19 protein-coding genes are annotated in these 26,183 nt (G+C 72.5%); 14 read left to right on the top strand and 5 right to left on the bottom strand.

Annotation, left to right across the window (positions count from 1 at the left end; genetic code table 11):
* Window positions 1-97: 97 nt before the first annotated feature.
* The 9 genes from mmsA (at window position 98) to ACFYMP_RS22035 (ending at window position 14,418) form a co-directional block, all read left to right on the top strand.
* Entirely contained in the window at window positions 98-1,684 is a 1,587-nt protein-coding gene (gene mmsA / locus ACFYMP_RS22075; RefSeq protein ID WP_388860227.1) for a multiple monosaccharide ABC transporter ATP-binding protein, read from the top strand.
* Entirely contained in the window at window positions 1,681-2,931 is a 1,251-nt protein-coding gene (mmsB, locus tag ACFYMP_RS22070) for a multiple monosaccharide ABC transporter permease (RefSeq protein WP_388860224.1), read from the top strand. Before mmsA ends, mmsB begins: the two co-directional genes overlap by 4 nt.
* A 140-nt stretch (window positions 2,932-3,071) precedes the next feature.
* Entirely contained in the window at window positions 3,072-4,784 is a 1,713-nt protein-coding gene (locus ACFYMP_RS22065) for a ribulokinase (RefSeq protein WP_388860221.1), read from the top strand.
* A gap of 65 nt (window positions 4,785-4,849) precedes the next feature.
* Entirely contained in the window at window positions 4,850-6,358 is a 1,509-nt protein-coding gene (gene araA, locus ACFYMP_RS22060) for an L-arabinose isomerase (RefSeq protein ID WP_388860218.1), read from the top strand.
* 98 nt (window positions 6,359-6,456) lie between these two features.
* On the top strand, window positions 6,457-7,191 hold the full coding sequence (araD, locus tag ACFYMP_RS22055) for an L-ribulose-5-phosphate 4-epimerase AraD (protein WP_388860215.1): 735 nt from the start codon (window positions 6,457-6,459) through the stop codon (window positions 7,189-7,191).
* Between the two features lie 151 nt (window positions 7,192-7,342).
* Window positions 7,343-8,341, top strand: coding sequence for a LacI family DNA-binding transcriptional regulator (locus tag ACFYMP_RS22050; protein WP_388860212.1), 999 nt, complete (start codon window positions 7,343-7,345; stop codon window positions 8,339-8,341).
* 377 nt (window positions 8,342-8,718) lie between these two features.
* Window positions 8,719-10,884, top strand: coding sequence for a ricin-type beta-trefoil lectin domain protein (locus ACFYMP_RS22045; protein WP_388860209.1), 2,166 nt, complete (start codon window positions 8,719-8,721; stop codon window positions 10,882-10,884).
* Between the two features lie 67 nt (window positions 10,885-10,951).
* Window positions 10,952-12,859 (top strand): ricin-type beta-trefoil lectin domain protein, encoded by a 1,908-nt coding sequence (locus tag ACFYMP_RS22040; RefSeq protein WP_388860206.1) that lies wholly within the window; start codon window positions 10,952-10,954, stop codon window positions 12,857-12,859.
* A 248-nt stretch (window positions 12,860-13,107) separates the two neighbouring features.
* The gene (locus ACFYMP_RS22035; RefSeq protein WP_388860203.1) at window positions 13,108-14,418 is read left to right on the top strand and encodes a cation:proton antiporter; all 1,311 of its coding nucleotides are present in this window, start codon (window positions 13,108-13,110) and stop codon (window positions 14,416-14,418) included.
* Between the two features lie 179 nt (window positions 14,419-14,597).
* Here the strand turns inward: ACFYMP_RS22035 and ACFYMP_RS22030 are convergent, their stop codons facing one another.
* The 4 genes from ACFYMP_RS22030 to ACFYMP_RS22015 are packed head-to-tail and all read right to left on the bottom strand — an operon-like array spanning window position 14,598 to window position 19,665.
* Entirely contained in the window at window positions 14,598-15,536 is a 939-nt protein-coding gene (locus ACFYMP_RS22030; protein WP_388860200.1) for a carbohydrate ABC transporter permease, read from the bottom strand.
* A 2-nt stretch (window positions 15,537-15,538) separates the two neighbouring features.
* Window positions 15,539-16,444, bottom strand: coding sequence for a carbohydrate ABC transporter permease (locus ACFYMP_RS22025; protein WP_388860197.1), 906 nt, complete (start codon window positions 16,442-16,444; stop codon window positions 15,539-15,541).
* A gap of 24 nt (window positions 16,445-16,468) precedes the next feature.
* Complete coding sequence (locus ACFYMP_RS22020; protein WP_388860195.1) at window positions 16,469-17,782, bottom strand: extracellular solute-binding protein; 1,314 nt, start codon at window positions 17,780-17,782, stop codon at window positions 16,469-16,471.
* Window positions 17,782-19,665, bottom strand: coding sequence for a glycoside hydrolase family 2 protein (locus tag ACFYMP_RS22015; protein WP_388860193.1), 1,884 nt, complete (start codon window positions 19,663-19,665; stop codon window positions 17,782-17,784). The genes ACFYMP_RS22020 and ACFYMP_RS22015 overlap by 1 nt, the downstream gene beginning before the upstream one ends.
* Before the next feature lie 589 nt (window positions 19,666-20,254).
* Here ACFYMP_RS22015 and ACFYMP_RS22010 point away from each other — a divergent pair.
* From ACFYMP_RS22010 to ACFYMP_RS21995, 4 genes are all read left to right on the top strand, one after another.
* A complete protein-coding gene (locus ACFYMP_RS22010) occupies window positions 20,255-21,013 on the top strand; it encodes an SGNH/GDSL hydrolase family protein (protein ID WP_388860190.1) in 759 nt (252 codons plus the stop codon).
* 463 nt (window positions 21,014-21,476) lie between these two features.
* On the top strand, window positions 21,477-22,979 hold the full coding sequence (locus tag ACFYMP_RS22005) for a DNA-3-methyladenine glycosylase 2 family protein (protein WP_388860537.1): 1,503 nt from the start codon (window positions 21,477-21,479) through the stop codon (window positions 22,977-22,979).
* 45 nt (window positions 22,980-23,024) lie between these two features.
* Window positions 23,025-23,561, top strand: coding sequence for a methylated-DNA--[protein]-cysteine S-methyltransferase (locus ACFYMP_RS22000; protein ID WP_388860187.1), 537 nt, complete (start codon window positions 23,025-23,027; stop codon window positions 23,559-23,561).
* Window positions 23,558-24,082, top strand: coding sequence for a tetratricopeptide repeat protein (locus tag ACFYMP_RS21995; protein ID WP_388860183.1), 525 nt, complete (start codon window positions 23,558-23,560; stop codon window positions 24,080-24,082). Before ACFYMP_RS22000 ends, ACFYMP_RS21995 begins: the two co-directional genes overlap by 4 nt.
* 39 nt (window positions 24,083-24,121) lie before the next feature.
* Here ACFYMP_RS21995 and ACFYMP_RS21990 read toward each other — a convergent pair whose 3' ends face one another.
* Window positions 24,122-24,667 (bottom strand): NUDIX domain-containing protein, encoded by a 546-nt coding sequence (locus ACFYMP_RS21990; RefSeq protein WP_388860180.1) that lies wholly within the window; start codon window positions 24,665-24,667, stop codon window positions 24,122-24,124.
* A 259-nt stretch (window positions 24,668-24,926) separates the two neighbouring features.
* On the opposite strand from ACFYMP_RS21990, the gene ACFYMP_RS21985 reads away from it, so the two are divergent.
* Window positions 24,927-26,039, top strand: a complete 1,113-nt coding sequence (locus ACFYMP_RS21985; RefSeq protein WP_388860534.1) for a glycerate kinase — start codon at window positions 24,927-24,929, stop codon at window positions 26,037-26,039.
* Window positions 26,040-26,183: the final 144 nt, after the last annotated feature.

Genomic DNA, 26,183 nt, shown 5'->3' with positions numbered 1-26,183 from the left:
CCGCCGGCCGGGCCCCGTACCGGTCGCCGCTCACCCCGGCCGCACCGGAGCAGCCGATCACACAGGAGTAGTGCTGACCACCAAGAAAGGCGCAGCCATGCCGGCACCCGTCCTGGAGATGCGCTCGATCGTCAAGTCCTTCACCGGCGTCAAGGCCCTCTCCGACGTCTCCCTCTCGGTGCGCGCCGGAGAGGTGCACGCCATCTGCGGGGAGAACGGCGCCGGCAAGTCGACGCTGATGAAGATCCTCAGCGGGGTGCACCCGCACGGCAGTTACGAGGGCGAGGTGCTGTTCGAGTCCGAGCCCTGCCGGTTCCGCGACATCCGGGCCAGCGAGAAGCGCGGAATCGTCATCATCCACCAGGAGCTGGCGCTCGTCCCGTACCTGTCCCTGGCCGAGAACATCTTCCTCGGCAACGAACGCGCCAGCCGCGGGGTCATCAGCTGGCACCGCACCCTCGGCGAGGCGTCCCGGCTGCTGCGCCGCGTCGGCCTGGTGGACAACCCGCAGACCCGGGTCTGTGACATCGGCGTCGGCAAGCAGCAACTCGTGGAGATCGCCAAGGCTTTGGCGAAGGAGGTGAAGCTGCTGATCCTCGACGAGCCGACCGCCGCGCTCAACGACGAGGACAGCGCCGCCCTGCTGCGCCTGATCCTGGAACTCAAGGAACAGGGCATCACCTCGATCATCATCTCGCACAAACTCGGCGAGGTCGCCGCCGTCGCCGACTCGGTGACCATCCTGCGCGACGGGCGCACCGTCGAGACGCTCGACGTCAAGGCCCCCGAGACCACCGAGGAACGCATCATCCGGGGGATGGTCGGCCGCGACCTCGACCACCGCTTCCCCGAACGCAGCCCCTACACCGCGGACTCCGGGGAGCGGCCCGCGCTGGAGATCCGGGACTGGACCGTCTTCCACCCCGTCGACCAGCAGCGCAAGGTCGTGGACTCCGTCTCGGTGAACGTGCGCCGCGGCGAGATCGTCGGTATCGCGGGACTCATGGGAGCGGGCCGCACCGAACTCGCCATGAGCGTCTTCGGGCGCTCCTACGGCCGGCACGCGGGGGGCACCGTCCTGCGCGACGGCGCCCCGGTGCGCACCCGCACCGTGCCCGAGGCCATCGGGCACGGCATCGCCTACGTCACCGAGGACCGCAAGCACTACGGGCTCAACCTCATCGACACCGTCAAGAGCAACATCACCCTCGGCGCGCTGCGCAAGGTGGCCAGGCACTCGGTCGTGGACGCGCACGAGGAACGCCGCGTCGCCGAGTCCTTCCGCACCTCGATGAACATCCGGGCCCCGCACATCATGGAGCCGGTCGGCCGGCTCTCCGGTGGCAACCAGCAGAAGGTCGTCCTCAGCAAATGGATCTTCGCGGGGCCCGAGGTGCTCATCCTCGACGAACCCACGCGCGGGATCGACGTGGGCGCCAAGTACGAGATCTACACGGTGATCGACCGGCTCGCCGCCGAGGGCAAGGCCGTCGTCTTCATCTCCTCCGAGCTTCCCGAACTGCTCGGAATGTGCGACCGCATCTACACGATGGCGGCCGGCCGGCTCACCGGCGAGGTGCCGCGCGAGCAGGCCGACCAGGAGACGCTGATGCGGCTCATGACCAAGGACACCCGGGCCGCCGAGAGCCGCGCCGGGGCACACAGCGAGGGACAGGACTCATGAGCGCCAACCTCACCGAGGGCAAACCGGCCGGTACCCCGCCCACCGGAGCGCGGAAGCCCGGTCCCGGCGGCCCGGGACTGCTCGGGCTGCTCGCCGACGCGATGCGCCGCAACATGCGCCAGTACGGCATGCTGATCGCGCTGGGGCTGATCGTCGTGCTGTTCGAGGTGTGGACCGGCGGCGACCTGCTGCTGCCCCGCAACGTCTCCAATCTGGTCCTCCAGAACAGCTACATCCTGATCCTCGCCATCGGCATGATGGTGGTGATCATCGCCGGGCACATCGACCTGTCCGTCGGCTCACTCACCGCGCTGGTCGGCGCGGTCGGCGCGGTCCTCATGGTCGACCACGACATGGCCTGGCCCCTCGCGGTCGTCCTGTGCCTGCTGCTGGGCGCGGCGGCCGGAGCCATGCAGGGCTTCTTCATCGCCTACCTGGGCATCCCCTCCTTCATCGTGACGCTCGCCGGAATGCTGCTCTTCCGCGGCTTCACCGAGATCTTCCTCAAGGGGCAGACCCTCGGCCCGTTCCCCGACGGCCTGCAGAAGGTCTCCAACGGCTTCTTGCCGGCGGTCGGCCCGGACACCAACTACCACAACCTCACCCTGCTCCTCGGCCTGCTCCTGGTCGGTTTCGTCGTCCTCCAGGAACTGCGCGAGCGGCGCAGGCAACGGGAGTTCGAGCTGGCGCCGCTGCCCGCCGGGCTGTTCGCGCTCAAGCTGACCGCGCTGGTCGCCGCCGTCCTCGTCGTCACGATGCTGCTCGCGAGCTACAAGGGCGCCCCCGTGGTGCTGCTGATCCTCGCGGTTCTCGTGGTCGGCTTCGGCTACGTCATGCGCAACGTCGTCATCGGCCGCCACGTCTACGCCCTCGGCGGCAACCTCCCGGCCGCCAAGCTCTCCGGCGTCAAGGACAAACGGATCACGTTCGCGGTCTTCCTCAACATGGGGGTCCTCGCGGCACTCGCCGGACTGGTGTTCGCCGCGCGCTTCAACGCGGCCTCCCCGAAGGCCGGGATCAACTTCGAACTGGAGGCCATCGCGGCCTCGTTCATCGGCGGCGCCTCCATGAGCGGCGGGGTCGGCACGGTACTGGGCGCGATCATCGGTGGTCTCGTCCTCGGAGTCCTCAACAACGGCATGAACCTCGTCGGTATCGGCACCGACTGGCAGCAGGTCATCAAGGGCCTCGTCCTGCTCGCCGCCGTCGGCTTCGACGTCTGGAACAAGCGGCGCGGGGTGTCCTGACACCCGGTGCGGGGTGTCCTGACACCGAAACCGCCCTACCGGCGCCGGCCGCACCAGCCCCGAGACCACCCGCGCACCACGAGCAGCCGGGGGCGCACACCGCCCCCGGCGGCCGCGAACCGCAGAACGGAGCCACCCACGTGACCGACGCAGCAGCGCCCCGCCCTTCGCACCGCCCCGTCGACGGAACCGGACCCTGCACCGTGGGAGTCGACTTCGGGACCCTGTCCGGACGGGCCGTGGTGGTCAGGGTCCGCGACGGCGAGGAACTGGGCTTCGCCGTGCACCCGTACACCCACGGCGTCATCGACACCCGGCTGCCCGACGACGGTGCCCTCCTGCCGCCCGACTGGGCGCTCCAGCACCCCGAGGACTGGCGGGACGTCCTGCGCACGGCCGTCCCCGAGGCGCTCGCCGCCTCCGGAGTCGACCCCTCCCAGGTCATCGGGATCGCCACCGACTTCACCGCCTGCACCGTGCTCCCGGCCCTGGCCGACGGCACCCCGCTGAGCGAGACCGCACTCGGCCACCGGCCGCACGCCTGGCCCAAACTGTGGAAGCACCACGCCGCTCAGGGCCAGGCCGACCGCATCAACGCCCTCGCCCACGAACGGGCGGAGCCCTGGATCGGACGCTACGGAGGCAGGATCTCCGCCGAATGGCAGTTCGCGAAGGCCCTCCAGCTCCTGGAGGAGGACCCCGAGGTCTACGCGCGCACCGAGCGGTGGATCGAGGCCGCCGACTGGATCGTGTGGCAGCTCACCGGCACCGAGTCCCGCAACACCTGCACCGCGGGCTACAAGGGCATCCACCAGGACGGCGCCTATCCCGACCCGGAGTATCTCGCCGCCCTGCACCCGGAGTTCGCGGACTTCGCGCGGACCCGGCTCGACCACCCGCTCTCCCCGCCGGGCACCCGCGTCGGCGGCCTGAGCGCGCGGGCCGCCGCCTGGACCGGACTGCCCGAGGGCATCGCGGTCGCCGCCGGGAACGTCGACGCCCACGTCACCGCGCCCGCCGCGCAGGCCGTCGAGAACGGCCGGCTGCTCGCCATCATGGGCACCTCCACCTGCCACGTCGTCAACGGACCCGAACTCGCCGAGGTGCCCGGCGTATGCGGAGTGGTCCGCGACGGCATCGTCACCGGCGCCTACGGCTACGAGGCCGGGCAGAGCGCGGTCGGCGACGTCTTCGCGTGGTGGACGCGCACCGCACTGCCCCCCGAGTACGCCGAAGAGGCCGCCCGCACCGGAGAGGACCCGCACACCCTGCTCAGCCGCAAGGCCGCCGGGCGCCCGGTCGGCGCGCACGGGCTGATCGCCCTCGACTGGCTCGGCGGCAACCGCTCCGTCCTGGTGGACCACCGCCTCTCCGGCGTCCTGATCGGCCTCACCCTCAGCACCCGGCCCGAGGACGTCTACCTGGCGCTCCTGGAGGCCACGGCCTTCGGCACCCGCGTCATCGTCGAGGCCCTGGAGGCGGGCGGGGTGCCGGTCACCGAGTTCGTCGTGGCCGGCGGGCTCAAGAAGAACGCCCTGCTCCTGCAGATCTACGCCGACGTCCTGCGCCGCCCCGTCTCGGTCGCCGTCTCCGACCAGGGCCCCGCCCTCGGTTCCGCGCTCCACGCGGCCGTCGCCGCCGGCGCCCACCCAGACGTCCGCGCCGCCGCCCGCGCGATGGGCCGCGCCGAGCACGCCGCCCACCTCCCCGACCCGGCCCGCGCCGACGCCTACGAGGCCCTGTACGCCGAGTACCGCCTCCTGCACGACCGCTTCGGCGCCGGGGACGACCACCAGCTGCACCGCCTGCGAGCCCTGCGCGACGCGGCGCTCGCGACAGGCACCGGCCACTGACGACAGCGGCGACCGGACCGCCCTCCCGCCACCCGCACGCACCCCGCCACACAAGGAGTCCGCCCATGCCCCCCTCCCAGCCGGTACGCGAGGTCTGGTTCCTCACCGGAAGCCAGCACCTGTACGGCGAGGAGACCCTGCGCCAGGTGGCCGGCCAGTCGCGGCGGATCGCCGGACAGCTCTCCGCCGAGGCGCAGATACCGCTGCGCGTGGTCTGGAAACCCGTCCTCAGCGACGCCACCGCGATCCGCCGCCTGTGCCTGGACGCCAACGCCGACGACACCTGCGCCGGGCTCATCGCCTGGATGCACACCTTCTCCCCGGCCAAAATGTGGGTCACCGGACTCGACGCCCTGCGCAAACCACTGCTCCACCTGCACACCCAGGCCCACCGCGAACTGCCCTGGTCCACGCTCGACATGGACTTCATGAACCTCAACCAGGCCGCCCACGGCGACCGCGAGTTCGGGTACGCGCAGACCAGGCTCGGCGTCGCCCGCAAGACGGTGGCCGGTCACGTGAGCGACCCCGCCGTGGTGCGCCGGATCGCCGCCTGGACCCGCGCCGCCGCCGGCCGCGCCGACCTCGACGGACTGCGCCTGGCCCGCTTCGGCGACACCATGCGCGACGTCGCGGTCACCGAGGGGGACAAGGTCGAGGCCGAACGCCGCTTCGGGGTCTCCGTCAACACCTACGGCGTCAACGATCTCGTGGCCGCCGTCCGCGCCGTACCCGAGGAGGCGGTCGGGGCACTCGTCGAGGAGTACCGCGACACCTACCGGCTCGCCCCCGCGCTCGCCCCCGACGGCGCGCGCCACGAGGCGCTGCGCGAGGCGGCCCGTATCGAGGCGGGACTGCGCGCCTTCCTCGACGAGGGCGGCTTCGGCGCCTTCACCACCACCTTCGAGGACCTGGGCGGGCTGCGCCAGCTCCCCGGCATCTCCGTGCAGCGCCTCATGGCGGAGGGCTACGGCTTCGGCGCCGAGGGCGACTGGAAGACCTCCGTCCTGCTGCGCGCCCTCAAGACCATGGCCGGGGACCTGCCCGGCGGCACCACCTTCATGGAGGACTACACCTACCACCTCGTGCCCGGGGAGGAACTGATCCTCGGCGCCCACATGCTGGAGGTCTGCCCCTCGGTCGCCGCCACCACCCCCAGCTGCGAGATCCACCCGCTGGGCATCGGCGGCCGGGAGGACCCGGTGCGGCTCGTGTTCGACGCGGCGGCCGGGCCCGCCGTCGTGATCGGCATGAACGACCTCGGGGACCGCTTCCGGCTCGTCGCCAACGAGATCGACGTGGTGCCCCCGAGCGAGCCCCTGCCCGCCCTGCCGGTGGCCCGCGCGGTGTGGCGGCCCCGGCCCGACCTGCGCACCTCCACCGAGTCCTGGCTCATGGCGGGAGGCCCGCACCACACGGTGCTCACCAGCGCCCTCGGCATCGAGGAACTCGACGACCTCGCCGAGATCCTGCGCACCGAACTGGTCGTCGTCGACGCGGACACCACCCCGCGCGCCCTCCGGCGGGAACTGCGCTGGAACCAGGCGTACCACCGGCTCGCCCAGGGCCTGTGATCCGCGACCGGGGGTCTTTGGCAGGAGCCGGAGGCACCGACCCCGGCCCCCCCGGCCGCCCCGCCGGTCCGCACACCAGCACCAGGAGGGAAGCCCTCATGACCATCCGTACGCCCGCCGGTTCTGATCCCGCGCCGGCCGCCCTGCGCCGCGAGGTGCTGGCCGCGAACCTGCTCATCCGAGACTCCGGTCTCGCCACCCTGACCTGGGGCAACGTGAGCGGGGTGGATCGCGAGCGCGGGGTCTTCGTCATCAAGCCCTCCGGCGTCCCCTACCGCGAGCTGACCGAGGAGCATCTCGTGGTGGTCGCCCTGGAGGACGGCCGCGTGGTCCACGGCGACCTGCGGCCCTCGACCGACACCGAGACCCACCGCTGCCTGTACCGTGCCTTCCCGTCCATCGGCGGCGTCACCCACACCCACTCCACCCACGCGGTGGCCTTCGCCCAGGCCCGCAGGGACATCCCGGTGCTCGGCACGACCCACGCCGACACCTTCGACGGGCCGATCCCGGTGACCCGCGACCTGAGCCCCGAACAGTGCGCCGGGGACTACGAGTTCCACACCGGCCAGGTCATCGTGACCGAGCTGGCCGGGGAGGACCGCCGGGCCCGCGAGGTGCCCGCCGCGCTGGTCTCCCGGCACGGTCCCTTCACCTGGGGAGCGAGCGCCACCGCCGCCCTGGAGCACGCCGTGATCTGCGAGGCCGTCGCCGAGATGGCCCTGCACACGCTCGCCCTCCGCCCGGACCCGCTGGACCCACCGCCCCGGCACCTGCTCGACCGCCACTACACCCGCAAGCACGGGGCGGGCGCGTACTACGGCAACGGCTGAGCCGTACCGTCCTGTTGGGGGCCGGGGAGCCGTTGCCCGCTCCCCGCGCCAAGAAGCGGGCTTGTCTTCGGCGCGGTGGTGACAGAGGGTAGGCGCAAGGGCGTGGCGACGACGGGGGCTGAGGGGCATGGGCAGACGGCCGGGTGGGCGGGTGACGTTCCGGGCCATCGCGGACGAGGCGGGTGTGTCCATCGCCACGGTGTCCCGGGTCGTCAACGGAAGCGCCCAGGTCGCCGACGAGACACAGCGCCTCGTGCGGCAGGCCGCGCAGCGGCTCGGGAGCGGGTTCGCGCGGGCGCCGGGCGCCGCGCCGCCGGTCCTCGTGTACTGCCCGTACGCGCTGACCGACTACTTCGGCACCATCGTGACCTCCGTGGTCGAGACGCTGGCCCTGCACGGCCGACGGGCCCTCGTGCTCGCGGGCGAGAGCGCGCAGGACGACTCCTCCGCGCTGCGGGCCCTGCCGGAACAGCGGGGGATCGCCGGGGCCGTGCTCGTCCTCCCGCCCGGCCCCACACCCGACCTGGAGGCGCTGCACGCGCGGCGCTACCCGCTCGTGGTGGTGGACCCGCGCGTCGAGCTGCCGGAGGACATCGCCTCGGTCTCGGCCGCGCACGCCGCCGGGGCGCGGCGGGTCGCGCAGCACCTGCTCGCGCTCGGACACCGCCGTATCGGGTTCATCGGCGGCCCCCGCGACTGGCTCGCGAGCCGCAACCGCCTCGTCGGGCACACCGCCGCGCTCGCCGAGGCCGGGATTCTTCCCGAGCCCGAGCTGCTGACCGAGATCACCGAGCCCACCACCGATCAGGGCCACGTCGCCGCCCGTCTGCTCTTCTCGCGCACCCCGCGCCCCACCGCGCTGGTCGCCTTCAACGACAAGACGGCGGCCGGGGCGGTCCGCGCGGCGCGCGAGGCCGGCCTGCGGGTCCCCGCCGACCTCTCGGTCACGGGGTTCGACGACAGCGAGCTGGGCCAGAGCATCACGCCCGCCCTCACCACGGTCCGGCAGCCCCTGGCGGAGATGGGGCGCATCGCGGTCTCCCTCCTCGTGCGTCTCGTCGCGGGCCACGCGGTGGACACTCTCCACGTCGAACTCGCGACCCCCCTGGTGGTCCGCGACTCGACGGCACCGCCTCCGCCCGCCGCGTAGCCCGCCTCCGCACCGTGCCCGCGTCCCCCGCACCCCGCGCCGGCGTGCCCCCTTCCGTCTCCGTCTCATGCTGCGTTTGAAACAAAAGACGTCGTGTTACGGGCTTCTTTCCTCCGCGCTGACGCCACCCCTTGCACGCACGGGCCGTCCGGGGAGCCGCCGCGACCCCGTACGGGGCGGGTTGAGCGCTGTTGCGACCTGTATGTTCGTCAATTCGGCCGCGCGTACATGTCATTACTCTTGACGGCCCCCCGGCGGCGCTCTAACTTCACCGGTTGTACGCAGTGGTTCGCACGACCCATGTAAATGTTTCACGGACGCCGTCCCCTCGGCCGGTCCTCCTTCCCCACCTCCACCGCCACAGGAAGGACACCCGCATGTCCCCTGCCCCCACGCGCTCCAGACGGCGCCCCCGTTCCCTGACGACGCTCGCGACCGTCGTGCTGCTCGGCGCCGGGACGCTCGTCGTGGTCGACGGCCCCGCCGCGAGCGCCGCGACGCCGAGTCCGGTCGTCAACCAGGGCAACGGCAAGTGTCTCGACGTCAAGGACGGTTCGACGGCCGACGGCACCCCGGCCCAGATGTGGACCTGTGCCTCGGGACCGAACCAGAGCTGGACGCTGAACGACAACGGCACGCTCACCGCGCGGGGGAAGTGCCTCGATCTGGTGAACGGCGGGACCGCCAACGGCACCGCGGTGCACCTGTGGACCTGCTACGACTCGCTCGCCTCCCAGAAGTGGCAGTACAGCGGCGGCCAGTTCGTGAACCAGGCGGCCGGGAAGTGTCTCGACGTCAAGGACAACAACAACGCCAACGGCGCCGCGCTCCAGGTCTGGGACTGTGCCGGGACCGCGAACCAGAAGTGGGACTACGCGGGCGGCTCCACCACTCCGCCGAACGGCAACGACCCCGATCTGGGGCCGAACACCGTCGTCTTCGACCCGTCGATGTCCGCCGCGACCATCCAGGCCCGGCTCAACTCGATCTTCAACCAGCAGCAGAGCAACCAGTTCGGCAGCCAGCGGTACGCGGTGCTCTTCAAGCCCGGTACCTACAGCGCGGACGTGAACGTCGGTTTCTACACGCAGGCGGCCGGGCTCGGGATGAGCCCCGACGACGTGACGATCAACGGCAGCGTGCACGCCGAGGCGGACTGGTTCCAGGGCAACGCCACGCAGAACTTCTGGCGTGAGGCCGACAACATGTCGGTCAACCCCACGGGCGGCTCCGACCGTTGGGCGGTGTCGCAGGCGGCCCCGTACCGCCGGATGCACGTGCGCGGCAACCTGAAGCTGGACGACGGCGGCTGGTCGAGCGGCGGCTTCATCTCGGACAGCAAGGTGGACGGGCAGATCCAGTCCGGCTCGCAGCAGCAGTTCCTCACCAAGAACAGCACGATGGGTTCCTGGTCCGGGTCGAACTGGAACATGGTCTTCGTCGGCGCCCAGGGAGCACCCGCGCAGAACTTCCCGACGTACACGACGGTCGCCTCCGCGCCGGTCAACGCCGAGAAGCCCTTCCTGCACGTGGACGGCGCGGGCGCGTGGAAGGTGTACGTGCCGGGGCTGCAGACCAACGCCTCGGCGACGACCTGGAACGGCAAGACGCAGTCCGGGCGTGACCTCCCGCTCGACCAGTTCTACATCGCGAAGCCCGGTGCCTCGGCCGCCGACATGAACGCGGCGCTCGCCGCGGGCAAGAACCTCCTCGTCACCCCGGGTGTCTACCACCTGAACCAGACGCTGAAGGTGACGCGACCCGACACCGTGGTCCTCGGCATGGGCCTGGCGACCCTCGTCCCGGACAACGGCATCACGGCGCTCAGCACGGCCGACGTGGACGGCATACGTCTGGCCGGACTGCTCATCGACGCCGGCACCACCAACTCCTCGACGCTCATGGAGGTCGGCCCGAACGGCTCCTCGGCCAACCACTCCGCCGACCCGACCGTCCTCAACGACGTCTTCCTGCGCATCGGCGGCGCCACCGTCGGTAAGGCCACCACCTCGCTTGTGGTCAACAGCAACAACACGGTCATCGACCACACGTGGGCCTGGCGCGCCGACCACGGCAACGGCGGCACGGTCGGCTGGAACACCAACACCGCCGACACCGGCCTCGTCGTCAACGGCCAGAACGTCACCGCGTACGGGCTCTTCGTGGAGCACTACAAGAAGACCCAGGTGGTGTGGAACGGCAACGGCGGGCGCACCTACTTCTTCCAGAACGAGCTGCCCTACGACCCGCCGAACCAGGCCGCCTGGATGAACGGGTCGACGCAGGGCTACCCGGCCTACAAGGTCGCGAGCGGTGTCACGACGCACGAGGCGTGGGGCCTGGGCAGCTACGCCTACTTCAACGTGAACCCGTCCGTCGTGGAGGACCACTCCTTCGAGGTGCCGCAGACCAGCGGGGTCCGCTTCCACGACATGGTGACCACCGTGCTCGGCGGCGCGGGGACCATCAACCACATCATCAACAACGCCGGAGCCAGGGTGACGCCGAGCAGCAACGTGGCGTACCTGACCAACTACCCGTAAAGCGCGGCTCGTCGTCCCCGGGGGCGCTCCCGCGGGAGCGCCCCCCGCCTACAGGAGGGTCCCCCACATGCTCCGCAGACCGCGGCGCCGCACCGGCCCCGGCGCCCCGTCCCACTCCCCGCACCGCTTCGTCCGCCTCCTGCTCACCGGGGCGCTCGCCGCCGCCGGGCTCGGTGCCGCCGGGAGCGTTCCGGCGCAGGCCGCCGGAGAGCAGGTCACCGCGTACCTCACCACGACGGACGACTCCGGCGGGCGGCACGTCACGCGCGGCCTGGAGAAGCAGGCGCCGTTCGCCTTCCAGCCCGGCACGGCGAACAGCGGCACGACCGTCTCGGTGGACGAGGGCACCCGCTACCAGACCTTCACGGGCGGCGGCGCCTCGTTCACCGACACCGCCGCCTACCTCATGAAGGAGAGCGGGGCGCTCTCGCAGGCGACGCTCGACCAGACGATGACGAAGCTCTTCTCGCCGACCGACGGCATCGGGATCTCCTTCATCCGCAACCCGATGGGCGGCTCGGACCTCGCGCGCTCCGGCTACACCTACGACGACGTGCCGGCCGGGCAGAGCGACCCCTCGCTCGCGAGGTTCTCGATCGCCCACGACCAGGCGGGCGTCCTGCCGCTCACCCAGCAGGCCAAGCGTCTCAACCCGCAGCTCACGACGGTCGCCTCGCCGTGGACCGCGCCCGCGTGGATGAAGGACAACGGGCAGCTCAACGGCGGCTGGCTCAAGGCGGAGAACTACGGGGCGTACGCGAACTACTTCGTCAAGTACATCCAGGCGTACCAGGCCGCCGGGGTGCCCATCGACTACGTGACGGCGCAGAACGAGCCGACGTGCTGCGCCGGTTACCCGTCGATGAGCTGGAACGGCTCCGGGCTCGCGTACTTCACCAAGAGCGAGCTGCTGCCCAAGCTCCAGACCGCCGGGCTCAGGACGAAGGTGCTCGCGCACGACTGGAACTGGGACACCTATGACGCCTACGCGGCGCCCACCGTGGACGACGCGGCCGTGCGCAGCCACCCGAACTTCGGTGGCATCGCGTGGCACGGCTACGGCGGCGACGTCAACAAGCAGACCCAGATCCACGACAAGTACCCGCAGCTGGACGCCTTCCAGACCGAGCACTCCGGCGGCACCTGGATCGCCAACCAGCAGACCGAGGACATGCGCAACATCATCGACTACACCCGTAACTGGGCGAAGTCGGTGACGAAGTGGTCCCTGGCCGTGGACCAGAACAGAGGCCCGCACAACGGTGGTTGCGGCACCTGTGACGGGCTGATCACGGTGCACAACGGCGACAGCCGCAGCGGACAGGTCGACTACACCGTCGAGTACTACACGATGGGGCACCTCACGAAGTTCGTCCGTCCCGGGGCCAGCCGCATCGCGTCCACGGCGAGCGGTGACGTGCCGAACGTGGCCTGGCGCAACACCGACGGCTCCAAGGCGCTGATCGCGTACAACGCGTCCTCCTCGACGCGCGCCTTCACCGTCAACTGGGGCGGCCAGCACTTCACCTACCAGCTTCCGGGCAAGACGTCCGCGACCTTCATCTGGTCGGGGACGCAGAGCGGCAGCGGGGAGCGGGCCGGCACGCTCTCCGGCATCGGCGGCAAGTGCCTCGACGCCTCGGGCACGGCCAACGGTTCGGCCGTGCAGACCTGGGCGTGCACCGGCGCCGCCAACCAGCGCTGGACGCTGGGCGCGGACGGTACGGTGCGCACCAACGGCAAGTGCCTGGACGTGACGGGCGGTTCGGTGGCGGACGGCGCGAAGGCGCAGCTCTACGACTGCAACGGGACCGGCGCCCAACGGTGGACGTACGACGCGACGAGTCATGACGTGGTGAACACGGCCGCGAACAAGTGCCTCGACGTCGCCGACCGTTCCACGGCGGACGGGGCACGGGCACAGATCTGGTCGTGCACGGGCGCCTCCAACCAGAAATGGACGCTCAACGGCTAGGACGCTTCGCGCAGGGAGGGGCCCGTCGCACCGGCGACGGGCCCCTCCTCGCGCCGGGACCCGGCGGTGCGGCCGCGCGGATCGGGTCCCGGGGACGCGGTGTGGGCGGCGGGGACACGGCCGCACGGGTGCGCGAGCCGGTCACGGGGTACAGGGACGTGCCGGGGAGGCGATGCCGCCTCCCGACATGGAGGACGGCTGACCTGGGGAGTCGCCGCTCCCGCGGACCGAGACCTGGGTGTGAACTGATGGAACTGGCAGCCACGGACCTGACCTACGCGTGCCTCGGGCTGGGCGCCCTGTGCGCCGCGGTACTGCCGAGGATGGTGGCGAGGCGTCCGCTCTCGGTGCCCATGGTCTTCCTGGCCCTGGGCTTCGCCGTCTTCCTGCTGCCGCTCGACCTGCTGCCAGAGGTGGACCCGGTCGCGACCGGCCCGGCGGTCGAGCACCTCACCGAGATCTGCGTCATCGTCGCCCTGATGGGCGCCGGACTGGCCATCAACCGTCCCTTCGGCCGGCGCTCCTGGTCCACCACCTGGCAGCTCCTCGGGATCGCCATGCCGCTGACCGTCCTCGCGACCGCGGTGCTCGGCTGGGGCCTGCTGGGACTGACACCGGCGGCGGCGCTGCTGATCGCGGCCGTCCTCGCCCCCACCGACCCGGTACTCGCCGGTGAGGTGCGCGTAGGTGAGCCGACCGACGAGGAGTTCGACGAGGACGAGGTCCGCTTCGCCCTCACCAGCGAGGCCGGCCTCAACGACGGCCTCGCCTTTCCCTTCGTCATGGCGGCCCTCGCGCTCTGCGCCTCCTCGGCCACCGGCTGGTCGGGCGGGTGGATCTGGCACTGGGTCTGGTACGACGTGCTTCTGCGGGTCGGCGTCGGCGCGCTCGTGGGCCTCGGCTTCGGCGGACTGCTGGGGCGGCTCCTCTTCCGGGCGAGGACCCGGGCCCTGCGCCTGTCCGAACACAGCGAGGGCTTCGTCGCCCTGGCCGCCACCTTCGCCGCGTACGGACTCACCGAACTGCTGCACGGCTACGGCTTCCTCGCGGTCTTCGCCACGGCCGTGACCATCCGGGCCGCCGAGCGCACGCACGGGTACCACCGTGTGATGCACTCCTTCATGGAGCAGACCGAGCGCCTGCTCACCGCGGCCATCCTCTTCCTGGTCGGCGGCTTCATCGCCCAGGGCGGGCTGGCCTCGCTGAGGTGGCGGGGCGTGGTCCTCGCCCTCCTCCTGCTGCTGGTGATACGCCCGGTCACCGGGTTCCTGTCGCAGCGCCCGAAGGCGGGGGCCGCACGCGAGCGGATGGTCACCGCCCTCTTCGGCATCCGCGGCATCGGTTCGTTCTTCTACCTCGCCTACGCCCTCGGCCATCAGGATTTCGGCGTCCCGGCCGAGGAGCTGTGGGCCACAGTGGTCTTCACGGTGCTGGCCTCGGTGATCCTGCACGGGACCACGGCGTCCCCGGTGGTCAACCGCCTGGACCGTCGCGCCCGAGGGGAGCGGGACGAGACCCGGCAGCCGGACCCCGGCCACGAAGAGCACCGCGCGTACTGACGTCCCGCGCCCGCTGATCAGGTGTTCGGCACCTTTCCCGTCCGGCCGGCCACTCGCCGCACCCGGTGCGCCCACCACCCGGCACCCGCGCCGAAGGCCCGGCGCCGCACCCTCGCCTGGACGGGGTGGAGGCCGGGCCCTCGGCAGCCGGGCACGGGAGGCCGCGGACGGCGGACGGCTTACTGCCCGCCGAGGCCGGTCGTGGCCACCGACTTCACGATCTGCCGCTGGAAGACCATGAAGACCACGATCAGCGGGACGGCCGCGAGCAGTGCGGCGGCGGCCGACTGGGCGTACTGGAGCCCGTAGGAGTCCTTGACCGTGGACAGGCCGATCGGCAGCGTCATGAGGTTCGGGTCGCTCGTGCTGATGAACGGCCACAGGAAGTTGTTCCAGGTCGTGATGAACACGAAGATCGCGACGGCGGCGAGGATCGGCCGCGACAGCGGCAGGATGATGTTCCAGAACACCCGGAAGCTGCCCGCCCCGTCGATGCGCGCGGCCTCCTCCAGCTCCTTCGGGATGCCGTCGAAGAACTTCTTCAGGATGTACACCATGGCCGGGGCGACGACCTGCGGGAGGATCACCGCGGCGTAGGTGTCGGTCAGGTGCGCGATCACCATCTGCCGGAACAGCGGCACGATGAGGATCTGCGGGGGCACCATGATCGAGGCGAGCGTCACCGCGAGCAGCACCTTGCGGCCGCGGAAGACCGTCCGGGAGAAGCCGTAGGCGGCCATCGCGGAGATCACCACCGTGACGGCGGTGACGCACACCGTCACGATGAGGCTGTTGAGCGCCCACAGCGGCAGGTTCCCCTGGTCCAGGATCTTCTGGTACGCGTCCAGGGTGAAACCGTGCTCCGGTATCCAGCCGTCCCCCGCGGAGGCCGCGTCGGTCTCCGTCTTGAACGAGGTGACCAGCGCCCAGGCCAGCGGCAGCAGCCACAGCACCGTCATGACCAGCAGTGCGAGAGAGGCGACGATCTTGGGCAGCGGCCCCGTGCCCAGGACCGGCTGCGGCTTGGGGGAGCGGTGCCTGAGCCCCGAGGGCGCCCGGCCGGGCCTGCGGGCCGGCGGCGTCGTGGCGCGGGGCGGGGTGAGGGTGTCACTCGTCATGGTCAGGACTCCCTGCGCGAGAACAGCTTGAGCTGGGCGATCGACAGGATGATCAGGATCGCGAAGAACACGTACGAGATCGCGGAGGCGTAGCCCAGCCGGTAGCCGGTGAACCCCGTGTCGTAGATGTACTCCAGGACCGGCCGCGTCGAGTTGTTCGGCCCGCCCCGGGTGAGCAGGTAGATCTGGTCGAACACCTTCAGCGAGGCGAGGACCTGGAGGACCGCGATCAAACCGGTGGTGCGCCGCAGTTGGGGCAGCGTGATCGACCACAGCCGGCGCCAGGAGCCGGCCCCGTCGATCGCGGCGGCCTCGTAGAGGTGGTCGGGCACGGCCTGGAGCGCGGCGAGGTACAGCAGGAAGTTGAAGCCCACCGTCCACCACACGGTGACCAGGACGACCGCCCACATCGCCCACTTCTCGTCGATGAGCCAGCCGACACCGTCCAGGCCCACGGCGTCGAGCAGCGAGTTGAGCAGGCCGAGGTCGGGCTGGAACAGCATCGACCACACCTGCCAGACCACGGCGACCGGCAGCAGGTAGGGCGCGAAGAACGCGAGCCGCCACAGCCACTGGCCCGGCAGGCCCGTGTGCACGAGCAACGCCATGACCAAGGCGAACAGCACCAGCGGCACCGAGGACAGGACGGTGAAGACCGCGGTGTGGCCCAGGCTCGACCACACCTGCGGGTCGGTCAGCGCCTCGCTGTAGTTGTCCAGGCCGGCGAAGGACGATCCGCCCTTGCCGGTCAGGCTCGCGTCGGTGAAGCTCATCCACACGCCGTACAGCAGCGGCACGACGAGGAACAGGAGGAAGAAGACCAGGAAGGGGAGGACGAAGAGGAGACCGGAACGGCCCTTGACCGAACGGCCCCCGGCCGGCCGGAGGGCGGAGGGGACTGAACTCATGACAGAGCGCCTTTCATGTCCCGGTCAGGCCGGATTGGGCTTGGACAGGAAGAAGTCGAGTTCGGAGAGCATCTTCTTGACCGTGCTCTCCGCCGAGGCGCCGCTCACACCGGTGAGGAGCGCGCCGCACATACGGGCCTGGAAGTCGGACCCGGCCCCGGTGAACCACGCGGGCGGCTCCAGCGCCGGATGGTCGGCGGCCGGGGCGTAGGAGGACTGCGGTTGCAGCTTCCCGTACGCCTTCGACTCGACCACCGGCAGGTACGCCGGGATGTGCCCCGCCTCGGCCCAGGTGAGGCTGGACTTGAGGATCTCCGCGACCATCTGGTGGGCGGAGCGCCTGCGCGCCTCGTCGACGTCGTCCTGGTGCGGGAGGACGAAGGAGTGGCTGTCGGCGTGTGTGGCCGGCGTGCCGAACAGGGTCGGCATCGGCGCGGCCCCCAGGTCGAAGCCGGCGCCGCGGAAGGTGGGCGACTCCCACTCCCCGGAGAAGATGAACGGCGAACGCTTCGTGGTGAAGGCGGCGATCGCGGCCGGGTAGTCCATCGAGCGGCAGTCCGGGTGGGTCAGCTTCTTGAAGAAGTCGACGACCCGCACCATCTTGTCCCGGTCCACCACGGGCTTGCCGCCCGAGAGGTCGAACTCGCCGCCGGTCTGGCTGTACAGCCCCCAGAACATCCGCCACGCCTGCGCCGTGTCGGCGAAGAGCCCGATGACCGGACCGAGCTTCCCGGTGTCCTTGCGGAGCTTGTCCGAGACCTCCAGGAAGTTCTCCGGCGACTCCATCGGCAAGAGCTGGCCGTCACTGTCCAGCAGCCGCGCCCGGTCCATCACGTCGCGGTCGTAGAAGACCACGAACGGGTGGGTGTCCAGCGGCAGCGCGTACTGCCCGCCCTCGTAGCGGCCGAGTTCCAGGACCTTCGGGTTGACGGCCTTCCGGGGGACACCGAACTCGGCCAGCAGGTCCAGATCCCAGGGGTCGAGGAGACCACCGGGCGCGTACCCGGCCAGCCGGGACATGTGCATGATCGCCACATCGGGCGCGCGACCGCCCGCGGAGGCCATCGCGAGCTTCGTGTAGTAGGCGGAACCCCACTCCAGCACGGTGTCCTCGGGACGCAGCCCTGGCACCCGCTCGCGCGCCCGGACGAGCATGTCCTTCATCAGCGCGCCGTCACCGCCGGAGAACAGGTGCCAGAACTGGATGTCCCCCTCGGAGGAGACGGCACCCGCGACCGAACCGCACGCGCTCAGCGCGGGCGCCAGCGCGGCGGCGGAGGCCCCGAACAGCGCGCCGCGCAGCAGGGCGCGCCGGCCGGGGGAGAAGCTACCGGCCATCACCGCCCGCCCTTCGCCTCGGAGCCGTCCGCCGCCACCTCGAACGCCGCGGGCCGCGCCTGGGCCGCACGGACCCGGGACACGTCCAGCTTCTCGGAGCGGTCGAAGCGGTAGATGCCGTTCTGCTCCTGGAAGACGTCGGTGAGCTGCGTGTAGCAGTAGCCGAACATGTCCGGGTCGTCCAGCAGCACCCCGGTCAGCCCCGCGAAGCGCTCCTGGAAGGCCTCCTCGTCGCGCGGGCGCTGCCCGTAGCCCCAGGACACGTCCCGGTCCTCCCCTGCGGCGGCCGCCTCCTCCGGGTTCCACCAGATCCCGCCGAACTCGCTGACGAAGTAGGGCTGTCCGCGGTACGGCAGCGACCACCGCGGGTCCGCGTCCCGCTCCGGGTTGACGTAGGGGTCGTTCTTGTCGAGGCCCGCGACCTGGATGCGGAAGGCGGCCGGGTCCTGCTCGTAGGAGTGCGAGTCGTACACGTCGGTCTCCGCGACCCGGTGCGCGTACCCGGAGGCGTCGACCACCGGACGCGAGGTGTCGGCGGCCTTCGTGGCGAGGAACATCGCGCGTGTCACGTCGTCCAGCACCGTGTGCCGGTCGTGCAGGAGCTGGTGGGTCTCGTTGAGCGGGCACCAGCCGACGATCGAGGGGTGCGAGTGGTCGCGCTCCAGCGCCTCCAGCCACTGCGCCACGTAGCCCGCGGTGGGCTGCTGGTTGTTCCAGGAGGTCCCGCCGCCCGTGTGGCAGCCCCAGTCGCCGAACTCGCCCCACACCAGATAGCCGAGGCGGTCCGCGTGGTGCAGGAAGCGCTCCTCGAAGACCTTCTGGTGCAGCCGCGCCCCGTTGAAGCCCGCGGCCATGGACAGTTCGATGTCCCGTACGAGCGCCGCGTCGTCGGGCGCGGTCATCAGCCCGTCCGGGTACCAGCCCTGGTCGAGCACGAGCCGCTGGAAGACGGGGCGGCCGTTGAGGAGGAGCCGCTTGCCGTCGATGGAGACCGAGCGCAGACCGGCCGTGCACACCGCGCGGTCCACGACCCCTCCGTCCGCGTCCACGACCTCCAGCAGCACCCGGTACAGGTGCGGGTCCTCGGGCGACCACGGGCGGCTGCGGTCGGCGGGCACCGGCAGGACGAGCCGCGGCGCGAGGTCCAGGTCGGCGCGGACCGTCGCCTGCGACACCGTTCCCCGCGCGTCGCTCAGCCGGGCCCTCACCCGGTGGCCGGGGCGGTTGGCCGACAGCGGCAGCTCCAGGTGGAAGGCGCTGCCCGCGAGGTCCGGGGTGATCCGGGGACGGCGCAGGTGCACCGCGTCCACCGGCTCCATCCACACCGTCTGCCAGATCCCGGTGGTCCGCGTGTAGTTGCACGCGCTGTTGGCGTACTCGGTGGCCTGCTTGCCGCGCGCCTGCGGCCCGCGCGCGGTGTCCCGGGCCCGGACCACGATCACCGCGTCCTCACCGGCGCTCGCGACCTCGCCGAGGTCCACGCTGAAGGGCGTGAACCCGCCGCTGTGCCGCGTCACCTCGGTGCCGTTGACCCACACCGTCGCGTCGTGGTCGACCGCCCCGAAGTGCAGCACCGGCCGCCGTCCGGCCCACTCGGCGGGGACGGTGACGGTGCGGCGGTACCAGACGGCGTGCAGGAAGTCGGTGTCCCCGACGCCGGACAGCTCCGACTCGGGACAGAAGGGCACGGTGATGCTGCCGGGCAGCGTTCGCTGGTGCAGTCCGCGCTCGAATCCGCTGTCGCCCGGGTCCTTCGCGAACTCCCACGTCCCGTTCAGATTCAGCCAGTCGGTCCGGGCGAAACCGGGCCGCGGGTACTCGGGACGCGGGACGGCGGGGTCCGCGGACAGCGGAGCGGGGTGATCGTCGATCTGACCGGACATGCGACCTCCAGCGAGTGTTCTCGGCGAGACCACATGTCAGCACTGGATTACATCGATGTAAAGACCCGGGGGCAGGGAAATGTTTACGCTCACTCCGCGCGGCTCACGCGTGCGCGGAGGGTGACGGTGGGATGCCGGGCGCGCTGGACTCCCCGAGGGCGCGGCTGAAACCAGCGGTTCGGCTCCCGGCTGCCCGGACCGGCTGCGCGCCGAGTGTTGACGCGGGCGCGGCAGGCGCGTAGAAAACTCGACTACATCGATGTAACCGACCGCTACGGATGCCGTGCCGCGGGCCGGTGCGCGCGGGGCGCGGTGCACGAGGACCCGCGCCTCCTCACCCGCGACGCCCTCGACGCACCACGCACGCCTCGCCCTCGACGACCGATCCCTCGCTTGCTTCGCGACGAAGCACGCCTCGCCTTCGACGAACGACCCCCTCGCTTCGCGGCGAAGCACGCCTCGGCCCCGACGAACCCGGCGACTCCGAGCACCACGGCCGAACGGCTCCTGTGGCCGGCCCCGCCCCCACGCACCCCCGGCCCGCTCCGCCCGGCGCACCACCTCCCCCCACCCCCCCAGGAGGAACACCGTGCACCCCGACCCCGCTGCCCCGCGCGACCGTTCCCGAGCGACGAAGGACACCCGCCCCTTACGCGGAAGACGGCTGAGCCTGCTGTGCGCCTCGGCCGCCACGGCCCTCGGCCTCCTGCTGGCCGTGCCGGGAGTGGCGAGCGCCGAGTCCAACGGCGGGCTGCGGATCATGCCGCTCGGCGACTCCATCACCGACGGGTTCACCGTGCCCGGCGGCTACCGCACCCCGCTGTGGCACCGCGCGGCGGCCGACGGCCGCGTGGACGACTTCGTGGGCTCGCAGTTCAACGGCCCCGCCGACCTGGGCGACCACGACCACGAGGGCCACTCCGGCTGGCGGATCGACGAGATCGACGCGCAGGTCACCGGCTGGGTCCAGTCGACCACGCCGCGCACCGTCCTGCTGCACATCGGCACCAACGACGTCGCCCAGAACTTCGACCTGGCCCACGCCCCCGAGCGGCTCTCCGCGCTCGTCGACCACCTCACGACGGCCGCCCCCGACGCGGACGTGTTCGTCAGCGACATCATCCCGCTCGCCGACCCCACCCTGGAGGAGCGCGCCCGGACGTACAACGCGGCCGTCCCCGAGGTCGTACGGCAGTGGGCCGACCGGGGACGCCGCGTGCACTTCGTCCCGATGCACGACGCGCTCGGCACCGACGACCTCGCCGACGGCGTCCACCCCAACGCGAACGGCTACTCGGCGATGGCCGACCGCTGGTACGCGGCGCTCACCGCCGGACCCTGGATCTGACCCCGGCACCCGTCCGCAAGCGGTCCCGGCCGCCCACCCGGTAGCCGCGGGCCCGGCCCACGGGCACGCGCCGTGAGACCGCCCGACTCCGGGCCCCGGCCGCGCCGGGCGCCCCGCCCAGGACGCCCGCGGAAGAGCGCACCGGCACACTCGGCTCGCGGGTCACCCGGTGTCCTTCCCGCACGGCGGCACGTGCGGGAAGGACACCGCCTTCCGGTGCGGGCCGGGGCGGGCCGTGCGGGGAGGACACCGCTCTCCGCGCGGGCCGGGGCGGGCCGTGCGGGGAAGGCACGGCTCTCCGTGCGGTCCGGCGCGGGCGCGCTGCCCGCGCGCCGACACCGATGTCGGAAACCTGCCAGCGCCCACCCCGCCGATGACCGATGCTGGAGGCATGCCAGCCACCCCCCGGGCCCCCGAAAGGGCCTTGTCCGCCACCCCGCGCACGGTCACGGCCGACCCGCCCCTGCACAGCGACCGCGAGCGCTGCGTCCGGGCCGTCCAGTCCAGGGACGCGCGGTTCGACGGGTGGTTCTTCACCGCCGTCACCACCACAGGGATCTACTGCCGGCCCAGTTGCCCCGCCGTCCCGCCCCGGCCGGAGCACATGCGCTTCCTGCCGAGCGCCGCCGCCTGCCAGCAGGCCGGCTTCCGGGCCTGCAAACGCTGCCGCCCCGACACCAGCCCCGGCTCCCCGGAGTGGAACCACCGCGCCGACCTCGTCGCCCGCGCCATGCGCCTGGTCGCCGACGGGGTCGTCGACCGCGAGGGCGTCCCCGGCCTCGCCCGGCGGCTGGGCTACAGCGACCGGCAGATCGAACGCCAGCTGCGCGCCGAACTGGGCGCGGGCCCCCTCGCGCTGGCCCGCGCCCAGCGCGCCCAGACGGCACGCCTCCTCGTCGAGACGACCGCCCTGTCGATGGCCGACGTCGCCTTCGCGGCCGGCTTCGCCTCCGTGCGCAGCTTCAACGACACCGTGCGGGAGGTCTTCGCCCTGACCCCGACCGCGCTGCGCACCCGGGCCGCCCGCTCGGGACCGCCCGTCGCCGGGGCCGGCACGGTCGCGCTGCGCCTTCCGCTGCGTACCCCGTTCACCCCCGACAACCTCTTCGGCCACCTCGTCGCGACGGCAGTCCCCGGAGTCGAGGAATGGCGCGGCGGCGCCTACCGCAGGACCCTGCGCCTCCCGCACGGCCCCGGCATCGCCGCGCTCACCCCGCGCACCGACCGGATCGACTGCCGGCTGACCCTGCACGACCTGCGCGATCTGCCGACCGCGATCAACCGCTGCCGCCGCGCCCTCGACCTCGACGCCGACCCGGAAGCCGTGGACGCCGCGCTGAGCACCGATCCGCTGCTCGCCCCGCTCGTACGCAAGGCGCCGGGGCGCCGCGTCCCGCGCACCGCCGACGAGGCCGAGTTCGCCGTGCGCGCCGTCCTCGGCCAGCAGGTCTCCACCGCCGCCGCCCGCACCCACGCCGCGCGCCTGGCCGCGGCGTACGGGGAGCCCGTCGAGGACCCCGAGGGCGGGCTCACGCACGTCTTCCCGAGCCCCGAGGCGCTCACCGGACTCGACCCGGAGACCCTCGCCATGCCGCGCACCCGCCGCGCGACGCTGCTCGGCCTCGTCGGCGCCCTCGCCGACGGCAGCCTCCCCCTGGGGCTCGACAGCGACTGGGAAGGCGCCCGCGCCCGGCTCGGCGCACTGCCCGGCTTCGGCCCCTGGACCGTCGAGATCATCGCGATGCGCGCCCTCGGCGACCCCGACGCCTTCCTCGCCTCGGACCTCGGCGTGCGGCGCGCCGCGAGCGCCCTCGGACTGCCCGCGACCCCCGGCGCCCTCACCCGCAGGGCCGCGGCCTGGCGCCCCTGGCGCGCCTACGCGGTCCAGTACCTGTGGGCCACCGACGACCACCCCGTCAACCTCATGCCGCGCGAGGACACCCCGCACGACGTCCCCGTCGTCTGAGAGCCCTCCGCACCCCGACCGCCGACAGAACAGGACCCGCGCACCGTGCGCCGAGAGCACACCGTCATCGACAGTCCCTACGACCCCCTGACCCTCGTCGCGACCGACGGGGTCCTCAGCGGGCTCCACATGACCGGACAGCGCCACCGCCCCGCCGAGGAGACCTTCGGAGAGCGCGTCCCCGCCGGACGCGGCCCCTTTGGCGCGGTCCGCGAACAGCTCGACGCCTACTTCGCGGGCCGGCTCACCACCTTCGACCTGCCACTGAGCCTCGCGGCGGGCACCCCCTTCCAGCGCGCCGTCTGGGAGGCGCTCACCCGCATCCCGTACGGGCAGACCCGCGGCTACGGCGAACTGGCCACCCAGCTCGGCAACCCCCGCGCCTCGCGCGCCGTGGGCCTGGCCAACGGCAAGAACCCGATCGGCATCATCGTGCCGTGCCACCGCGTGGTCGGCGCGAGCGGCGGCCTCGTCGGCTACGGGGGCGGACTGGACCGCAAACGCGCCCTGCTCGACTTCGAACGCGGAGAGGGGGACGCCCTGTTCGCCGTCCCACCCCGATCCGGCACCATGACCGCGTGACCGCCTCCCCTCCCACGCCCTCCGCCGCCTGCCGGACCGAGGCGCTCGACCGAGCCGTACGCCTGCGGGACGCCGGAGAGGCCGGGCAGGCCAGAACCCTCCTGCTCGGCCTCGGCGCCGCCCACCCGCAAGACGCCGACATCGCGTACCAGACGGCCTGGACCCACGACGTCCTCGGCCTGGAGGCCGAAGCCGTCCCGTTCTACGAGCGCGCCCTCGCCGAGCCGGCCGCCCTGACCGTCGAGGACCGGGCCGGGGCCCTGCTCGGCCTCGGGAGCACCTACCGCGTCCTGGGGCGCTTCGAGGACGCCGTCCGAGTCCTGCGCCAGGGCGTCACCGAGTTCCCCGGCGACGGGGCCCTGCGCACCTTCCTCGCCATGGCCCTGCACCACACCGGTGAGCACACCGAGGCCATGGGCCTGCTCCTGGCCCTCCTCGCCGACACCAGCGAGGACCGGCGGGTACGGGAGTACCACAAGGCGATCAGGCACTACGCGCAGGACCTCGACGCGCTCGGCTGAGCGCCCGGCGCCCCTACCGGGGCACGGGGACGCGAGGGCTCAGCGCGAGGACTCGGTACCGGCCCCGCCGGGAGCCCCGGGCAGGTCGCCGTCCGTGACCGCCGGCAGCCGGCCGTCCTCCAGCTCGACCGTCCCGCCGCCCCGCGACAGGACGTCCAGCGCCGCCAGCACCCGCGCGGCGGTCGGGCCGGGCAGCAGATCGGGCAGCTCACGGACCGGGACCATGCGCCAGGACAGCAGCTCCTCCTCCTGGAGCCGGACACGGCCCAGCTGCGCCGAACTCAGCACGCCCCCGTCATAGAGGTAGGCGACGATCGGCGGCCGTCCCGGACCGCGCACCCAGTCCACGGCGAGCAGCCGCCCCACCGGCAGATCCAGCCCGATCTCCTCCAGCGCCTCACGGTGCGCGCCCTCCCGGGGGCTCTCCCCGAGGCCGGACTCGACGGTGCCACCGGGCAGGCCCCAGCCCTCCCGGTAGTTCGGCTCGACGAGCAGCACCCGGCCCTCGGTGTCCCGCAGGACAAGAGCCGCCCCGGCGAGCACACGGGGCAGACCGGCGATGTACGTGGCGTAGTCAGTGGTCACGCGTCCCGACCCTAGACGACACCCGCCCGCACCCGGGCGCCTTTCCGTCCCGCTTCCCCGGACGATCCGCCCGGCGGCCCACCGGCTAGGGTCGCAGCGGCGCGCCGGGCTCCGCCCGCGCGCGAGGCCCGACCAGCGAGGGGAAGATCAGGTGGCTGACGCCGTGCACCGCACGCCTACCGGAGCGGGAGAGCCCGCGGAGACCGGAAGGGGGACGCGGGCGGCGGACCGCGCCGACCGCAACCCGCCCGCCCGCGTACTGATCGCCGCCGACAAGTTCAAGGGCTCGCTCACCGCCGTCGAGGTGGGCCGGCGCCTCACCGCCGGACTGCGCTCCGTGCACCCCGCGCTCACCGTCGAGGCCCTCCCGGTCGCGGACGGCGGTGACGGCACCGTCGCCGCGGCCCTCGCGGCCGGTTTCGAACGCCGGGAGAGCGTGGTGAGCGGACCGCTCGGCACGCCGGTCACCGCCGCCTACGCCCTGCGCGGGGACACCGCCGTCGTCGAGATGGCCGAGACCTCCGGCCTCCAGCATCTGCCGCCCGGCCGCTTCGCCCCGCTCACCGCCACCACCCGGGGCTGCGGCGAACTGCTCCGCGCCGCCCTCGACGCGGGAGCCCGTACCGTCGTCCTCGGCGTCGGCGGCAGCGCCACCACGGACGGAGGCGCCGGTCTGCTGACCGCGCTGGGCGCCCGCCTGCTCACCGCCCGGGGCGAACCCGTGCCGCCGGGCGGCGGGGGACTGGCCGCCCTCGTGAGCGCCGACCTCTCCGGTCTCGACCCGCGGCTGGCCACGACCGAGGTGATCCTCGCGAGCGACGTCGACAACCCGCTCACCGGGCCCACCGGCGCCGCCGCCGTCTACGGGCCGCAGAAGGGCGCGGGCCCCGAGGACGTCGCCGCACTCGACGCCGCCCTGCGCCACTACGTCACCGTCCTGGACCGGGCCGGCGTCCCCGGCGCCGCCGCCCTCGCCGAAGCCCCCGGCGCGGGAGCCGCGGGCGGGCTCGGCTACGGGGCGCTCGTCGGCCTCGGCGCCGCCTTCCGGCCGGGCATCGAGGTCATGCTCGACGTCCTCGGCTTCGCCGCGGCCCTGGACCGCGCCCAGCTCGTCATCACCGGGGAGGGCTCGCTCGACGCCCAGACCCTGCACGGGAAGGCGCCCGCCGGGGTCGCGGCGGCGGCCCGCGCCCGGGGCGTCGAGGTCCTCGCTGTGTGCGGCCGGCTCGCCCTGACCCCCGAGGCCCTGCGGGAGGCGGGCATCCGCCACGCCTACGCCCTCACCGACCTGGAACCCGACGTGGAGCGCTGCGTCGCCGAGGCCGGGCCGCTCCTGGAACGACTGGCGGCCCGCCTCGCCCAGGACCTGTGAGCCACTCCGGGGCCCTGGAACGGGTGTGGGCCCCCGCCCCCGGGGCCCCCCCCGGGGGGCCCAACCCGATATAAGCCCCGGCACCCAAACGAATCCGCGCCCCGCCCGCCCCCCCGCCGGTTGCCCCCAACGGTGTGAACCCCC

Source organism: Streptomyces sp. NPDC007088, assembly GCF_042869355.1.
Classification (GTDB): domain Bacteria; phylum Actinomycetota; class Actinomycetes; order Streptomycetales; family Streptomycetaceae; genus Streptomyces.
This window is presented reverse-complemented; position numbering and strand designations above follow the sequence as displayed.

Bases quoted from the DNA above. Each gene is read 5' to 3' on its own strand.
- mmsA (WP_388860227.1), top strand. From the start codon at position 98: ATGCCGGCACCCGTCCTGGAGATGCGCTCGATCGTCAAGTCCTTCACC.
- mmsB (WP_388860224.1), top strand. From the start codon at position 1,681: ATGAGCGCCAACCTCACCGAGGGCAAACCGGCCGGTACCCCGCCCACC.
- araA (WP_388860218.1), top strand. From the start codon at position 4,850: ATGCCCCCCTCCCAGCCGGTACGCGAGGTCTGGTTCCTCACCGGAAGC.
- araD (WP_388860215.1), top strand. From the start codon at position 6,457: ATGACCATCCGTACGCCCGCCGGTTCTGATCCCGCGCCGGCCGCCCTG.
- ACFYMP_RS22045 (WP_388860209.1), top strand. From the start codon at position 8,719: ATGTCCCCTGCCCCCACGCGCTCCAGACGGCGCCCCCGTTCCCTGACG.
- ACFYMP_RS22040 (WP_388860206.1), top strand. From the start codon at position 10,952: ATGCTCCGCAGACCGCGGCGCCGCACCGGCCCCGGCGCCCCGTCCCAC.
- ACFYMP_RS22035 (WP_388860203.1), top strand. From the start codon at position 13,108: ATGGAACTGGCAGCCACGGACCTGACCTACGCGTGCCTCGGGCTGGGC.
- ACFYMP_RS22030 (WP_388860200.1), bottom strand. From the start codon at position 15,536: ATGACGAGTGACACCCTCACCCCGCCCCGCGCCACGACGCCGCCGGCC.
- ACFYMP_RS22025 (WP_388860197.1), bottom strand. From the start codon at position 16,444: ATGAGTTCAGTCCCCTCCGCCCTCCGGCCGGCCGGGGGCCGTTCGGTC.
- ACFYMP_RS22020 (WP_388860195.1), bottom strand. From the start codon at position 17,782: ATGGCCGGTAGCTTCTCCCCCGGCCGGCGCGCCCTGCTGCGCGGCGCG.
- ACFYMP_RS22015 (WP_388860193.1), bottom strand. From the start codon at position 19,665: ATGTCCGGTCAGATCGACGATCACCCCGCTCCGCTGTCCGCGGACCCC.